This is a genomic window from Saccharothrix sp. NPDC042600, assembly GCF_040647305.1.
Classification (GTDB): Bacteria; Actinomycetota; Actinomycetes; order Mycobacteriales; family Pseudonocardiaceae; genus Actinosynnema; species Actinosynnema mutabilis.
Genome location: NZ_JBEZBW010000094.1, coordinates 1 through 16,350 on the forward strand (window position 1 = coordinate 1; position 16,350 = coordinate 16,350).

Annotated in this window: 7 protein-coding genes and 1 pseudogene; 7 read left to right on the plus strand and 1 reads right to left on the minus strand. The window is 74.3% G+C overall.

The annotated features are described in order from the left end of the window. The 6 genes and pseudogenes from AB0A74_RS34585 to AB0A74_RS34610 all read left to right on the plus strand — a co-directional run. Positions 1-789: pseudogene (locus AB0A74_RS34585) on the plus strand (hypothetical protein); the annotation flags it as partial. Further along, positions 786-2,042: a serine hydrolase domain-containing protein gene (locus AB0A74_RS34590; protein ID WP_358256224.1), complete on the plus strand. Its 1,257-nt coding sequence runs from the start codon at positions 786-788 to the stop codon at positions 2,040-2,042. The pseudogene AB0A74_RS34585 and the gene AB0A74_RS34590, both read left to right, overlap by 4 nt. Before the next feature lie 128 nt (positions 2,043-2,170). Further along, positions 2,171-5,257: a M14 family zinc carboxypeptidase gene (locus AB0A74_RS34595; protein WP_358256226.1), complete on the plus strand. Its 3,087-nt coding sequence runs from the start codon at positions 2,171-2,173 to the stop codon at positions 5,255-5,257. Positions 5,258-5,396: 139 nt separating this feature from the next. Next, positions 5,397-6,944: a PQQ-binding-like beta-propeller repeat protein gene (locus AB0A74_RS34600; RefSeq protein WP_358256228.1), complete on the plus strand. Its 1,548-nt coding sequence runs from the start codon at positions 5,397-5,399 to the stop codon at positions 6,942-6,944. Beyond that, on the plus strand, positions 6,941-9,835 hold the full coding sequence (locus AB0A74_RS34605; protein WP_358256229.1) for an amidohydrolase family protein: 2,895 nt from the start codon (positions 6,941-6,943) through the stop codon (positions 9,833-9,835). Before AB0A74_RS34600 ends, AB0A74_RS34605 begins: the two co-directional genes overlap by 4 nt. 40 nt (positions 9,836-9,875) lie before the next feature. Further along, a complete protein-coding gene (locus tag AB0A74_RS34610) occupies positions 9,876-15,062 on the plus strand; it encodes an NACHT domain-containing protein (protein WP_358256231.1) in 5,187 nt (1,728 codons plus the stop codon). On the opposite strand, the gene AB0A74_RS34615 is transcribed toward AB0A74_RS34610, so the two are convergent. Further along, positions 15,012-15,665 (minus strand): GNAT family N-acetyltransferase, encoded by a 654-nt coding sequence (locus tag AB0A74_RS34615; RefSeq protein WP_358256233.1) that lies wholly within the window; start codon positions 15,663-15,665, stop codon positions 15,012-15,014. The genes AB0A74_RS34610 and AB0A74_RS34615 overlap by 51 nt on opposite strands. A gap of 54 nt (positions 15,666-15,719) precedes the next feature. Between AB0A74_RS34615 and AB0A74_RS34620 the strand changes: the two genes are divergently transcribed. After that, complete coding sequence (locus tag AB0A74_RS34620; RefSeq protein ID WP_358256235.1) at positions 15,720-16,334, plus strand: proteophosphoglycan 5; 615 nt, start codon at positions 15,720-15,722, stop codon at positions 16,332-16,334. The last annotated feature ends 16 nt before the right edge of the window (positions 16,335-16,350 follow it).

Consider the following 16,350-nt stretch of genomic DNA (forward strand, 5'->3'; position numbering starts at 1 on the left):
ACCGCCAACCCGCCCACGACACCGGCGGCCAACCCACCCGCGGCCACCTACAACCCGCCCACGCCGCCCGCCGCCGGCCCACCCACGCCGCCCGCCGGCGACCAGGCCGCCGGGTACGGCCCGCCGACCCCGGCGGCTGCGACCCCGGCGGCTGCGACCCCGGAGGCCGCGGTTGCGCCCGTCACGCAGCCCTACGAGGACCCGGCCGAGCAGCGCGACCGCAAGCGCGCCGTGGTGCTCCTGGCCGCCGCCGTCGCCGTCCTGCTCGGCGTGGTCCTGGTGATCGCCCTGGTCAACCGCGACAGGACGCCCGACGACCAGTCCGCCAACCCGACCGACCCGACCACCACGACCGCCGAACCCAGCCCCCAACCGCAGCAGCCCCCGGCCACCTCCGAGGAACCGCAGCCGACCACCACCGTCCAGCCGACCACCACCGCGCCCCCGACCACCACGACGACCACCGCACCCCAGCCCCCGGCCGGCGGCGCGGACAAGGGCCTCCTCGCCTACTACGCCCTGCTCCCCGGCGACACGCAGACCGGCTGGTCCCGCCTGACCGAGAAGTTCCGCACCACGTTCAACGGCCGGGGCATCTCCTTCGCGGAGTACCAGGAGTCGTGGGGGCGGGTCGCCGCCGTGGAACTGTCGAACGTCGCCCCCCAGGGCGAGAACCAGGTGGCCGCGACGATCACCTACACCATGAAGGGCGGCGGCACCGAGGTCTACAACCACGTCTACACGCTCGTGCAGGTCAACGGCGTCTGGATGATCGACAACCAGCGATGACCCCCGACGACCTCCACGACCTCGCCGCCCGCCACGGCGTCCCCGGCGCACAGGTCGGCACCCTGACCCCCGACGGCATCCGCGTCCTCACCACCGGCGTCACCAGCCGCGCCACCGCCGTCCCCGTGGACGAGGACACCCTGTTCCAGTACGGCTCCATCAGCAAGGTCTGGACGACGGCCCTGGTCCTGCAACTGGTCGACGAGGGCCGCCTCACCCTGGACACCCCGGTCGTGGACGTCCTCCCGAGCTTCCGGATCGCCGACCCCGGGCACACCGCCGCGATCACCGTCCGCCACCTGCTCACCCACACCAGCGGCATCGGCGGGGACGTCTTCACCGACACCGGCGACAACGACGACTGCCTGGAGCGCTACGTCGACGGCCTCGCCACCGTCGGCAGCGTCACCCGCCCCGGCGGCCCGTTGAGCTACTGCAACTCCGGCTTCGTGGTCGCCGGCCGGATCGTGGAGGTCCTGCGCGGCGGGTCCTGGGACGACGCCCTCAAGGACCACCTGCTCGACCCGCTCGGCCTCGACCACGTCATCACCCGCGTCCGCGACGCCCCGCTGTTCCGCACCGCCGTCGGCCACGCGGACGGCGAGCCGGTGAAGCGGTGGATGCTGCCGCGCGCGCTGGGACCGGCCGGGTTGATCACCGGCACCGCCCGCGACCTCCTGCGGTTCACCGCCGCCCACCTGGGCGACGGCCCGGCGCGGCGGATGCGCGAGGAGCAGGTCAGCCTGCGCGAGGTGTCCACAGTGGACACGGGCTGGGGGTTGGGCTGGGCGCTGGCGGACTGGGCGGGCGTGGCGTGCGTCCACCACGGCGGCCGGACCATCGGGCAGGCCGCGAAGCTGTGGGCGTTCCCCGAGCGCGGCCTGGCGCTGTGCGTGCTGACCAACTCGCCCGACGGCTCCGGCCTGGCCGAGGACGTGGCCGCGCTGTTCGCCGCCGAGCACGGCCTGGTCCCGCCGCAGCCGCGCGTGGACGCCGACGCCGACCTCACGGGCCTCGAAGGCGTCTACGAGACGCTGCTGACCCGCCTGACGCTGACCCGCGACGAGCACGGCTTCCACCTGGAGGTGGCCGGCGAGGGCGTGACCGAGCCGCGCAAGCCAGTCCAGCCGACCGGTCGCGGCCGGTTCGTCGTGGACATGAACGGCGCTCGGCGGGAGTTCGCCCACCTGGAACACGACGGCGCGGACTTCCTCTACCTCAACCGCTTGTTCCGCCGCGTGACCACGCGCTGACCGGCCGCGACACACCCACCCGCGGTAGCTCGGCATAGGGCCTTTCGGCCCATAGCGGTGGCCTCCCACGGGCGTAGCGTCGCCAGTCTGGACTTCCGCCGCGCCCGGTTGCTCGGAAGGAGCGCGCCATGAAGCGGTCCGCTGCCGTCCTCGCCTCGCTGGTCCTCGTCCTCGCCGGCGTCACCCCGGTCGCGGCGGCGCCGCCCGCCGATCCGCTGGACGTCTACGTCACCGAGGTCGCGCCGGCCGAGGCGGCCGAACTCGCCCGCGAGGGGCTCGACGTGGCGTCCAGCCGGGTGGTCGGCGACCGGGTCCGGATGGAGCTGGTGCTCGCCGACAGCGAGCGGGACCGGCTGGCGCGCCGCGGCGTCGCGCTGGAGGTCAAGAAGTCCCGGGACGGCAAGTCGGCCCGGCAGCTCGCCGCCGAGCAGGCCGCGAGCGGCTACACCGTGTGGCGGTCGTTCGACGAGCCGGGCGGCATCCGCGACGAGCTGTACTCGATCGCTCGCGCCAACCGCAACGTGGTCAAGCTGTCCGTGCTGGGCCGCACCGCCCAGGGCCGCGAGATCATCGGCCTGAAGGTCACCCAGGGCGCGCCGGGCGTCCGCGACGGCGCGCGCCCGGCGGTGCTGTACTCGTCGTCGCAGCACGCCCGGGAGTGGATCGGCGTCGAGGTCAACCGGCGGCTGCTGCGCTACTACCTCGACCGCTTCAAGGCCGACGACCCGGTGGTCAAGGACCTGCTCAAGACCACCGAGCTGTGGTTCGTCGTGGTCGCCAACCCCGACGGCTACCAGTACTCGTTCGACGTCGAACGCCTGTGGCGCAAGAACCTTCGCGACAACGACGGCAACGGCGTGGTCAACCCCGGCGACGGCGTGGACCCGAACCGCAACTTCGACGAGCATTGGGACTACGACAACGAGGGCTCGTCGTCCTCTCCGGCCAGCGAGACCTACCGCGGCCCCAGCGCGGCCTCCGAGCCGGAGACCAGGGCGATGCAGGGCCTGATCGACCGCGTCAAGCCGAAGTTCCAGTCCAACTGGCACTCCGAGGGCCGCTGGATCCTCTACCCGCAGGGCTGGCAGACCGGCTCCCCGGAGGCGGACAACCCGATCTACGTGGCGCTGGCGGGCACCGACGCCAACCCCGCGATCCGCGGGTTCGACCCCGGCATCAGCTCCGACGAGCTGTACGTGACCAACGGCGAGACCACCGACTACGCCGACAGCGCCGCCGGCACCGTCGCCTTCACCCCCGAGCTGGGCGAGGGCTGCGAGGGTTGCGGGTTCGTCTTCCCCGACGACGAGGCGCTCGTCGAGGCCGAGTTCCAGGACACGCTGCCGTTCTCGCTGTCGCTGGCCCGCTCGGCGACCGACCCGGCCAACCCGAAGTCCGCGGTGGGCCTCACCGCGCAGCCGTTCTACCTCGACCAGGCCGACGCCGACCCGGAGAACGGGCCGCTGTCCATGCTGGACTTCACGTTCGCCGTGTCCTACGGCGACCCGCAGGAGGTCCGCGTGCTGGCCAAGCGGTCGCTGGGCGCGGTCACCGCGCGCTGGCAGGTCAACGGTGGCCCGGTGCGGAGCGCACCGACCAGCGAATGGGCCGGTGGTGAGCGTTACGGTGCCGGCAACTCGAACTACTACCACGTCGTGTCCGGGCAGGTCGGCGGGACCGCGGTCGGCGACAAGGTGAAGGTGTGGTTCGAGGGCGGCGGCGCGACCAGCGCGTCCTTCGAGTACGAGGCCGTGGAGGAGAGCGGTGACCGGGTGCTCGTGCTGGCCGCCGAGGACTACACGGGCGCATCTCCGACGAAGAACCTGACGGCCCCGCAGTACCTGTCGTACTACACCGAAGCCCTGAACGCCCTGGGCGTGGACTTCGACGTGTACGACGTCGATGCCAACGGCCGCACCGCGCCCGACGCGCTGGGAGTGCTGTCCCACTACGACGCCGTGATCTGGTACACCGGCGACGACGTGGTGACGCGTGAACCCGGCGTGGGGCCGGGCAACGCCTCCAGTCTCGCCCAGACCGAGCTGTTCGAGGTGCGCGACTACCTCAACGAGGGCGGGAAGGTGCTCTACACCGGCAACGCCGCCGGTCAGCAGTACAGCACCGCGCTGGGCACGCAGCTCTACGACCCGTTCGAGAACAAGCCGTGCAGCGACCCCGCGGTGGCGCCGCGCTGCCGTCCGCTGAGCGGGTCCGGCGACAACGTCAACGACGTCCTGGAGTACTGGTTCGGCGCGGGCCTGGTCAACGCGACCGCCGGCCTGGACGCCGAGACCGGCGAGGTGCTGCCGGTGGCCGGCGTGGCCCCGCCGCTGGCCGGCCTGACCTTCGACTTCAACGGCGACGACAGCGCGCAGAACCAGACCATCACGTCGTCGTTCATCACGACCAGCGCGCTCCTGCCCGCGGACCGCTACCCGCAGTTCGCGAGCACCCCGGCGGCGGCCTGGCAACGCGCCGGCGGGCCGTTCGAGCCGCACACCGGCATCCACTACGCCTACTCGCAGATCGGCGACGTCGCCTACAAGCGGCTGACCCGGACGCTGACGGTGCCCGCGCAGGGCGCGCAGATGACGTTCTGGACCTCCTACGACACCGAACCCGCGTGGGACCACCTGTTCGTGGAGGTCCGCCCGGTCGGCACGCAGGACTGGACGACCCTGCCCGACGGCAACGGCCACACCTCGACCGCCACCGGCGACAGCTGCCCGGAGGGGTGGCGCGACCTGCACCCGCAGCTGGACCACTACCAGACGCTCAACCCCGACGGCACGTGCTCGCCGACCGGGTCGACCGGTGAGTGGCACGCGGCGTCGGGCAACTCCGGCGGCTGGCAGCAGTGGCGCATCGACCTCGCCGGCCACGCCGGCACGCAGGTCGAGGTGTCCATCGCCTACGTCAGCGACTGGTCGGTCCAGGGCCTGGGCGTGTTCGTGGACGACATCGAGGTGTCCACGGGCGAGGGCGCCACGTCGTTCGAGAACGGCCTGGACGGCTGGACGGTCTCCGGGCCGCCGGCGGGCAGCGCGGCCGGCCCGAACGACTGGACGCGCACCACGGCGGCGGGCTTCCCCGAGGGCGCCGTGGTGACCACCGCCGACACGGTCTACTTCGGGTTCGGGTTCGAGGGCATCACCGGCGTGGCCACCCGGGTCGCGGTGCTCGACCGCGTCCTGGACCACTTCCTGGGCGGCTGAGCGCCGCCGGGCGGGTTGGTGCGGCAGCGCTGCCGCACCAACCCGTCTTGTTTGGGATTGGTGTGTTCGGACCACCACGAACCGTTGCGGTGTCGGTACTTTGAGTGACAGGCCGCCACTGACGAGGAGTGGACGTCCTGTGCCCAAACGAATCCTCCACGCCGTCGCGGTGCTGGTCCTGCTGCTCGGCGGCACGTCCGCCACGGCCGCGCCCCGCCACGGCGACTGGCCCACGTGGCAAGGTGACAAGGCGGGGACGCGGTTCAACGCCGCCGAGCACCGCATCACCCCGCGCACGGTGGACAGGCTGACGCTCAAGTGGGCTTTCGCCTATCCCAGAACGGGTTTCCCGGTGAAGAGCCAGCCCGCCGTCGTGGGCGGTGTGGTGTATTTCGGGGGTCCGGAAGGGAAGTTCCACGCGCTGGACGCGAAGACCGGCGCGACCCGCTGGACCTACGACCTGCCCGGCGGCGTGGTCGTCGACGGGCCGTCGGTGGCTCGGGGCAAGGTGTTCTTCGGGGACAACCGGGGCTTCCTGTACGCCCTTGACCAGCGGACCGGAAAACCGGTGTGGCTCAAGGACACCGAGCCGCACGAAGCCGGCATGCACACCAGTTCCCCGCTCTACCACGACGGCCGCGTGTACGTCGGCGCGTCCAGCGGCGAGAACATCAACCCCGACCGGAACTACCCGTGCTGCACGTTCCGCGGTCACATCGACTCGTTCGACGCCGACACCGGGGACCTGGTGTGGCGCTACTACACGGTGCCCGAACCGCAGGCGGTCGGCACGTGGCCCAGCGGCGCGACCCGGTACGAGCCGTCCGGCGCGGGCGTGTGGAGTTCGCCGGTCGTCGACCAACGCACCGGCACCCTCTACGTCGGCACCGGCAACCTGTACTCCGGCACCACGGGCGACTTCGACACCCTGCTCGCGCTGGACGCGCGCAGCGGCGCGGTGCGGTGGAAGCAGAAGGTGACCAAGGCCGACACCTGGCGGCTGCTGTGCGGGTTCCCCGACGCCGAGGGCTACTGCCCCGGCCAGAAGGACGGCACCGCGCTGGACTACGACCTCGGCGCGACACCGACCCTGTTCACCGCGGGCGGGCGCACGATGGTCGGCATCGGCCAGAAGAGCGGCGTCTTCCACGTGTTCGACGCCCGCACCGGGCAGGTGGAATGGCGGCGGCAGTTGTCCACGCCGATGCCCGGCGGCGGGCTGACCGGCATCCAGTGGGGCAGTAGTTCCGACGGCCGGCGGCTCTACATGGCCACCTACATGGCCAACCCCGGCACGGTGTTCGCGCTCGACCCGGCCGACGGCGACGTCCTGTGGCAGACGCCGAACCCGGCGGACGGCTGCACGACCGGCGGCGCGGCCCAGCACCCGTCGGTGTGCCAACGCGCCCACACCCCGGCGGTCACCACGACGCCCGGCCTGGTGTACGAGGGCAGCAACGACGGCAAGATGCGGATCTACGACTCCCGCACCGGCGAGGTCCGCTGGCAGTACGACACGATCCGCGAGTTCGCCGGGGTCAACGGGCTGACCGGGCACGGCAGTTCGATCTCCGGCAACGGCGGCGCGGTGGTCGCGGGCGGGATGCTCTACGTCCAGTCCGGCTACTGGCCGTCCTACCCCAGCGCGCACGGCAACGTCCTGCTGGCGTTCGGGGTGGACCCGTGACCCGGGTGGCCGGCGCGGCGGTGGCGCTCGCCCTGGTGGTGACGCCACCCGTCGCCGCCGCACCCGACCGGCCCGTCCGGGTCACGGTGGGCGAGGGCACGAACCTCGCCGTGACCGCGTCCGCCTCGCACCTGGTGATCGACCTGCAGGGCGAGCTGTTCTCGTTGCCGCGCGACGGGGGCCGGGCCACCTCGCTGGGGCACGACCTCGACCCGTTCTGGCCGGCGTTCTCGCCGGACGGCACGCGGCTGGCCGTCCAGTCGTTCGCGGACGGGATGTTCCACCTGCGCACGCTCGCCCCGGACGGCGGCGACGTGCGGCAGGTGACCTCGGGCGAGCACGACGACCAGCACCCCGCGTGGTCACCGGACGGCACGCGGATCGCGTTCACCTCCGACCGCGCGGGCACCGAGGACATCTGGTCGGTGGACGTGCGTTCCGGTGCTCTGACGCGGGTCACCACGGCCGCGTCCCGCGAGTCCCAGCCGACGTGGTCGCCGGACGGCCGCGGCATCGCCTACGTGCGGGACAACGCGGTCGAGAGCATCGACCTGGCCACGTCGGCGGTGACGACCGTGGTCCCGGCGGGCGCCGGGTTCGTCGGCGCGCCGTCGTGGTCGCCCGACGGGCGGCGGATCGCGTTCGTCCGCTCGAACCGGCTTTTCGTGGCCGAGTCAGGGGCGGTGCGGCAGGTGGGCGACCTGACCGACGTCTTCCCGTTCCCCGCGCGGTGGTGGTCGGCCGACGAGGTGGTGTACGGGGCGAACGGGCGGATCCGGGTGTCCGACGTGCGCGACGGCGCGACCCGGGTGGTCCCGTTCACGGCGACCTTCACCCTCCAGCGGGACCGGTACGCGCGCAAGCGGATCGACTTCGACTCGCGGCGGCCCCGGCCGGTGCGGGGGATCGTCGGTCCCGTCCTGTCCCCGGACGGCCGGACCGTGGTGTTCAAGGCGCTCAACGACCTGTGGTCGCTGCCGGTCGGCGGCACACCGCGCCGGCTCACGCACGACGCCTTCTACGAGACCGATCCGGCGTGGTCGCGCGACGGGCGGCTGGCCTACGCCTCGGACAAGGCCGGCACCCAGGACCTGTACGTGGACGAGCGGCGGGTCACCTCGCTGCCCGGCGCGGAGGTCGCGCCCGCGTGGTCGCCGGACGGGGGAGCGCTGGCCTACCAGGACGAGAACCACCAGACCTTCACCCTCGACCTGGCGTCCGGCGCCGTGCGGCGGGTGCTCGGGCCGCAGAACGCGCCGGGACGGCCGAGCTGGTCGGCGGACGGGCGCACGCTCGCCCTCACGGTGTCGGTGGCCGAGCGCAACCAGATCCTGCTGGTGGACGTGGCTTCCGGCGCCACGCGGACGGTCGAGCCCGCGCCCCACGCGTCGATCTCCACGCGCGGCGACGACGGACCGGTGTGGTCGCCGGACGGCCGTTCGCTGGCGTTCTCGATGCACGGCACGCTCTGGGTGCTGCCGGTGGACCCGTCCGGCGCGCCGACCGGGCCGGCGCGGCGGGTGACCCGCGAGGCCAGTGACGCCCCGTCGTGGTCGGCGGACTCGAAGTGGTTGCTGTACCTGAACAACGGTCGGCTGATGATGACCACTGTGGACGGTGTGGTGCGCGAGGTCCCGGTCGGGCTGACGTTCACGCGGGCGCGGCCGTCCGGCCGGACCGTCGTCCACGCCGGGAGGTTGTGGGACGGGCGCGATCCCGAGCCGCGCACCGACGTGGACATCGTCGTGGTGGGCAACCGGATCCAGCGGATCGAACCGCACCGGCCCGACCGGCCGCGCGACGCCCGGTACGTCGACGCGAGCGGTCTCACCGTCACACCGGGGCTGATCGACCTGCACGTGCACCAGGAGATGCGGTCGCGGTTCGTCGGCGACCGGCAGGGCCGGCTGCTGCTGTCCTACGGCATCACCACCACCCGTTCGACCGGCGACCCGGCGTACCGGGCGCTGGAGGACCGGGAGTCGCTGGACGCCGGCGTCCGGACCGGGCCGCGGTTCTTCATGACCGGCGAGATGCTGGACGGTTCGCGGGTGGGCTGGGAGTTCGCCCGTCCCGTGCGCGACGAGCGGCAGCTGGAGCTGGAGCTGACCCGCGTGCGCGAACTCGACTACGACCTGGTCAAGACCTACGAGCGGTTCCGCGTCGACTGGCAGGCGCGGGTGACCGGGCGGGCCCACCGGCTGGGCGTCCCCACCACCTCGCACTACCTGCACCCGGCGGTCGCGCACGGCGTGGACGGCAAGGAGCACGTGGCCGCGCCGTCCAAGTGGGGCTTCGGGTTCGCGCGGGAGCGGTCGGCCGGCGGGGTGTACGAGGACGTGCGCCGGCTCGCCGCGCACCTGCCGGTCACCACCACGTTGTTCAGCTCGGGCTCGCTGCTGGCCGACGACCCGGGCATGGTCGCCGACCCGCGCGTGCGCACCCTCTACACCGGCCAGGAGCAGCGGGCGCTCGACGCCAAGCTGCTGTGCGCGCAGGGCCGCGGTCCGTGCGGGTTCCTCGACGGCACCGCCGAGCAGGCGCGGCGGGACGTGGAGGTGGTCAGGCGGCTGCGGGAGGCCGGGGGAGTGGTGCTGGCCGGCACCGACGCGCCCCTGGACAGCACGGCGCTGAGCCTGCACCTGAACCTTCGGGCGCTGGTCAAGTACGGGTTGACGCCGTTCGACGCGCTGCGGGCGGCGACCCTGGACAACGCCCGTCACCTGGGCGTGGCGTCCGACCTGGGCAGCGTGGAGGAGGGCAAGCTGGCCGACCTGGTGGTCGTCGGCGGCGACCCGTCGCGGGACGTGGCGGCGCTGGCGGACGTCCGCCTGGTCGTGCGCGACGGCGTTGTGTCCACTGTGGACGAACTGCTGCGACCCTACCGCTGAGCCGCACTTTTGCGGACCGGTGGCGTGGGACCATGCGTTCGTGGACCAGGAGATCGCCAACCACATCGCCGGCGGCGCGCACGGCCCGACCGTCCAGGCGGGCGTGATCGAGGGCGGCGTCCACTTCCACGTGGCCGCCGCCCCACCGGCCGAACCGGGACTGCCGGCCGCCGTCCGGTCGTTGCTGCACGCCCAGGTGAGCGCGGCGCACGACCTGCCCTACCGGCTGCCGGGCGCGCGGCGGCCGTCCCTGGCCACCGTGTACGTGCGCCAGGACCTCGGCGCGGGCGGCGAGGAACCGCGCGCCGACGTCCCGCGCCCGACCCCGATCGTGGACGGCCACGGGCAGCTGGTCGAGGTGCCGCGCGCGCCGGTCGTGCGGGTGGCCGTGCGCCCGCCCGCGCGGACCGTGCGCGAGGCCCTGGACGGCGACGAGCACCTCCTGGTGACCGGCGGCGCGGGGCAGGGCAAGTCCACGCTGTCGCTGCGGCTGGCCGCCGACCTGGCCGCCTGGTGGTGCGGGGCCGGCGACAACCCGGTCACCGAGCCGGTCGTGCCGCTGCGCCTGACCGCCCGCGAGCTGGCCGCCCGCCTGGACCTGCCGTTCTCGCGGGCCCTCGCCGACAGCGCGCACGCCGAGTACGGGGCGCTGCTGCGCGCGCCGGTGACCCCGGAGCTGCTGGCCGACCGCGTGGCGGGTCACCGGTGGCTCCTGCTGGTGGACGCCCTGGACGAGGTCGCCGACGCGGCCGACCGCGACCGCCTGGTGACGGTCCTGGCGGCGTGGGCGGCCGACGACGCCCCGTACCGCGTGGTGCTGACCACCCGACCGGTGGACGGCGCGGCCCTGGCCCCGCTGCACCGCATCGGGGCGGCGCGCTACGAGCTGCAGCCGTTCGACGAGGAGGCGCTGCGCTCGTTCGCCGACAACTGGTTCGCCGCCGACCCGGACCTGGCCCACCGGTTCGTCCGCCAGGTCCAGGCGGCCCACCTGGACGAACTGGTCCGCGTCCCGCTGCTGGCCACCATCGCGGCGATCATCTTCGAGCAGCGCACCGACCGCCCGCTGCCGGACAACCAGTACGAGCTCTACGAGTCCTACCTGTCCTTCCTCCGTTCGGCGCGCACCCCGACCGGACCGTTCGAGCCGCACCGGGAGCCGTTGCTGGAACACCTGGGCCGCATCCGCCTGGAAACCGACAGCTCCCTGATCGACGCCGCCCGGCACTGGGTCCACACCCACCTGTCGGTCTCATCCCTCCCGCCGGACTGGCCGGACGCCCTGACCGCCTTCCTGGTCTCGGTCGGCCCGTTGCTCATCCGGACCGGTGACCTCCGCTTCCTGCACCACAGCTTCGCCGAACACCTGGCGGCCACCTCGATCGCCCGCTCGCTGCCCGGCACGTTCACCCCCGAGCACCCCGAGTTCGTCCACACCCTCTACGCGGCCCGCCCCCGCGAACGCGGCCACTTCGCCCGCTCGGTCCTCCTGCACTACACCCACCTGCGCCCCACCGAAGCCGACCCGCTGATCTCCCGCCTGCACGCGGGCGACGCCGAACACCACCTGCTGGCCGCCCGCCTGCTGGCCCGCCGGGCGCCCGCGAGCGCGGGGGTGGTGGACGCGTTCCTGGAGACGGTGTGGGGCTGGGCGATGACCAGCCTGTACCCGTGCGCGGAGATCCTGGCCCAGGCGAGCCGGGCGACCCACCACCCGGGCCTGGCCGACTGGCTGACCCGCCTGATGCGCACCCCCGCCGCCCCGTTGGACTCCCGCACCGAGGCGGCGTCGGCCCTGGCCACGAGGCTGCGCGGCGAGCGGACCGCCGAGGCGGTGGCGTTCCTGACCGCCCTCGTGGACGACCCGGACGCGTCGGTCGCCGAACGCCTGGCCGCCGCGCGGGCCCTGGCGGACTGCGGTGACGGCGAGCGGGAGGCCGCCGAACGCGGCCTGCGGGCGGTCCTGGAGAACCCGCGCGCGTCCGGCTACCGGTGCCGGACCGCGGCCGTGGTCCTCGCGGCGTTCGGCCGGCAGGCGCGGGCGCACGCGGTGGAGGCCCTGAACCGCATGGTCGACGACGGCGCCACCCCGCCGGACGACCTGGTCGAAGCGGCCACGGGCCTGATCGAGATCGGGCCGGAGTTCCACGAGCGGGCCGCCACCGTGTTCAGGTCCGTGCTGACCGACCCGGTCGACAGCACGACCGGCCGCCGCGACGCCGCGTTGGGCCTGGCGTCCCTAGGGCCGGGCCATCGCGCCGAAGCCGCGTCCGCCCTGGTGGCGCTGGCCCACGACCGCCGCCGCTCCCACGGTCACCGGAGCTGGGCGGCGGCGGTCCGCGCCGAGCTGGGGCCGCAACACCGCACGCCGGCGGCCGAGCTGGTGATCGCCATGCTCGCCGAACCCGACGTCACGCCGGTCGACCGCTGGAGCTGCGCGCGCAGCCTGGGCGAACTGGGCGTGCCGTGGCGCGAGCGGGCGGCCGTGGAGCTGCGGAAGGTGATCGCCGACGGAGCCACGACGCTGAGCATCACGCAGTTCAGCGCGGAGGCGCTCAAGGGCCTGGGTCCCGAGTACGCCGCCGAGTCCGCCCGCGAGCTGCACCGGCTGGCCACCGAGGCGGAGATGAGCGAGTCGCACCGCATCAGCGCGTGGGGGCGGCTCACCGAGCACGCGGAGCCGTACCGGTCGGAGGCGGTGCGGGAGCTGCGCGCACGGCTCGTCGCGCCCGGCCTGTCCGGGCAGGACCGGTGCCTGGTGGCCGAGCGGCTCGTGCGGTCCGGACCGGAGTTCCACGACGAGGTGCGGGAGTGCCTGCTCGCCGTCACGGGCACCGAGGCGGACCCGGTGACGGTGGCGCGGGCGTGGTCGGCGCTCGTGGACCTGGACACGGGGTTGCGGGCCGAGGCGTTGGCCGTGGTGGAGGGGATCTTCCGGCAAGGCGGTCGGGGGCGCATGGTGTTCGAACAGCTCGCCGACCTGCCGTCGTCCGACGAGGAGCACGAACGGGTCGCCGCCCTCCTGCTCGACGTCCTGGCGGACGGTTCCGCGGACTTCCGGAGCCGGGTGGGGGTCATCGGCCGGTTGGCGCGGCTCGGCCGGTGCGACCACCGCGCGGTGGTGGACCTGGTGTGCGCGATGGTTCGCTCCGTCGCCGACATCCCCTTCGACCTGCCCTACCTGGCACGGGTCCTGGTCGATCTCGGGGTGGAGTCGCGGGCGCGGGTGGCGGACGTGTTGTGCGAGTTGTTGCCGCGCGCGGTCGCCGGCGACACGGCGGTGCGGCTGGTGACCGCGCTCGACGTGCTGGGGTTCGGCTCCCGGCCGGAGGTCGTGCCCGCCCTGCGCGCGGTGCTCGCGGACGGTTCCGCCGACTTCCACACCCGGTTCGACGCGGCGGTGGCGTTGGCGCGGCGCGTGCCCGCGGAGGCCGACGAGTTGGCCGCCGCCGTGCTCGAACCCGAGGACGACGAGAACCAGCCCTCGGCGTTCCAGCGGAGGGTGGCGGAGCTGGCCGGCGCCGGCGCGGACGTGACGACCGGGCTGCGGGCCCGGTACCGCGACGCCGACACCCCGCGCTGGGTGCGGGTGGTGGCCGCCGTGCTGCTGCACGACCTCCGCGCCGAGCCGGGAGCGCTGGACGAGGTGCGGCGCATCGCGGAGGACGAGCACCTGGGCGTCTCCGAGCGGTGCACCGCGCTCCTGCTGCTCGCCCGCCGGGACCCGGCCGCGGCGGAGACGGTGCGGGCGTTCTTCGCCACCGTGGCCGTGGACGGTCGGGAGACGGTGGACGACCGCGCCTTCGTCGCCCATTCGGTGGCGCACTTCGCGGCCGAGCACGTGCCCGCCGCGCTGGCCCTGCTGCGGTCCTGCGCCGCCGACCGGTCGACGCCGCCGGCGGACCGCGCCGTGTGCGTGCAGCGGCTGCGCGACCTCATGGTGGCCGAGGACGCCGAGGTCGAACGGCTCGTCGGGGAACTGCTCGCCCACCCGCCGGTCCGGCACCGGCCCCGGCGGCTGGTGTCCCTGCTGAGCCGGTCCCACCGGACGGAGGTCGAGCGCGACCTGCTCACCGACCGGACGGTGCCGCTGGAGGTGCGCGTGCCCCGGCGGGACCTGTGGGACGACCTGCCGCTGGCCGCCGAGGCCGAGGCCGAGGTCCGGGACGTGCTCGCCGGGCCGGAGACCTCCGTCGAGGAGGAGGTGGCCGCCGCGACCGCCCTGGCGCGGTTGTCCGGCCGGTTCGTGCCCGAGGCGTCGCGCCGGCTGGCGGCGATGCGCTCGCGTGCGGCCCGCACCGCCTTGGCGGACCTGGGGGCCGCGCAGTGGCGGCACGTCGTGGCGGAGGCCGAGCGCGAACTCGTCGACGGCTCGCTGCCCCTCCGGGACCGGGCCTGGGCCGCGCTGGTGATCGCGAAGATCAGGCGTGACCTGCCGGGGTCCATCGTCGGGGCGATCCGGGAACTGGCGGACGAGGTGCCCGACCGGGTGCGGCTGCGCCTGCGGTGGGCGTTGCGGAAGGTCGACGGGCTCGACCCGGTGCGGGCGCTGCGCGACGACGCGGCCGTCCCGTCCGGCGTCCGGTGGCACGCGGCGCGCTGGCTGACGCCCTACGACGTGGCCGACCGGGCGGCGGCGTTCTCGGTGCTGCACGCGATCGCCACCGACCCCGGCGAGAAGGTCGGGCTTCGGCACAGCGTCGCGTCGGACCTCGCCGGGCTCGGCGCACCCGGCCGGGAGCGGGCCGTGGCGGTGTTGCGGGCGATCGCGACCGGGGAGGAGTTCCCGGTGGGCGCGCGGATCTGGGGAGCGCGCGGGCTGCTGGAGGTGGCCCCGGCGTGTCGTCGGGAGGCGATGGCGTTGTCGCGTGGCTTCCTCGGCACGCCGAACCCGTTGCTGCGCCGACGGGTCCTGTGGGGCATCGGGCGGTGGGAACCCGTGGAGGCCGCGGTCGGGCTGGCCGCGATGGCGTCGGACCCCGGCGTGTCGGCGGTGGCTCGGGTGTGGTGCGCCGAGGGCGTGGTGGACCTGTGGCCGCGGTGGCGGGAGAAGGCGGTGGCGGCGGTGCGGGCGGTGGCGACCGACGAGTCGGTCGCCCGCCACGTCCGGCGGCGGGCGGCGCGGGACCTCGCGTTGTGGAGCGAGGTCTGTCGGGCGGAGGCGCGGGCGCTGCTGTCAGCCCTGGGTGGCGATCACGACCGTGGCGGCCGTCGTCCAGCCGAGTGAGGTGTAGAGGGACCGGCCTTCCGGGCTGGCCACCAGGATGCCGGTGTGGGCGCCGTGCGCCACCGCCTCGGTGACCAGCGCGCCCATGACGACCGTGCCCAGGCCCCGACGGCGGTGGTCGGGCTGCGTCTCGATGCGGTCGGGGACGGCGTGGCCCTCGACCACCGAGGCCTGGCCGCCGGCCGCCAGGGCGTCGCCGCGGCGGACCTCGGCCTTGAGGAGGGCGCCGGTGAGGGTGGTGGTGACCAGGTAGGGCTCGGCGGGGGTGCGGGTCGGGTGGTCGGCCAGCGCGCGGGTCATCAGGTACTCGTGGGTGGCGCGGGGCCGCATGCCGGCGGCGCGGAGGGCGTGCTCGACCTCGTCGGGCCGGGTGGTGGCGACCGTGACCCAGGTCGTCCGCGTCGCGGCGGCGGCTTCCTCCGCCAGGGTGCGGACCGTGGCGTCGTCGTCGTGCAGTGCGATGATCTCGCGGTAGCGGGTGGCCTGGTCCTGGACGGAGTGCAGACCGCCGCGCGCCTCCTCGGGGGTCGCCCAGCCGCGGCACTCGCGCCAACCCCGTTCCCAGCGGCGGACGAGGTCGGTGAGGGTGGTCTGCGTGGTCATGGGTCCTCCAGGAGTGGGCTTGTTGCAATCATATGGCAATAGGTGGAGGTCCGGGTGGGACTCGTCGAGGTGGAACTGCCTGATCCGCTCCGGCTGCGCGGGCGGTGGGCGGCCTTCGCGGCCGTGTGCGCGGCGCGTGGCTGGGGCGACAACTGCCACGCCGACGGGGCGGTGTGGCACTACGACGACGGCGGCGGCAACTGGGCGGACCTGCACCACGTCGGCGGCGGCCGGGCGGTGCTGCTCGGGCACGACCACGAGTACTCCGAGACCTACTACGCCAACGCCGCCGAGTACTTCGAGGAGCCCGAGACCGACCTGCTCGCCGGCGCCCCGGACTGGTGGGCCCCGCCGACCCGGGCGGTGCTCGACCGGGGCGCGTGGGTCGGGTTCGTCTACGGCTTCGAGGACGGCCGCTGGCAGCGCGCGCCCTACGACCTGGACGACGGCTTCGACTCGGTCGGCCTGCCCGCGCTGGACGACAAGAGGTGCCGGGAGTTGGTCCTCGACTTCGTCCAGGACGCGCCCGGCCGGCCCGACGACCCGGCCGTCGACGCCCTGGTGGCGGCCGACGGGGACGTGACGGAGGCCCAGGTGGCGGCGGTCGTCGGCACCGGGTGGGACGTGGCGGCCGGGGTGGCGGCGGCGCGGAGGTTCCGCGAGGGGTGAGCGGCACGCCGCTCAC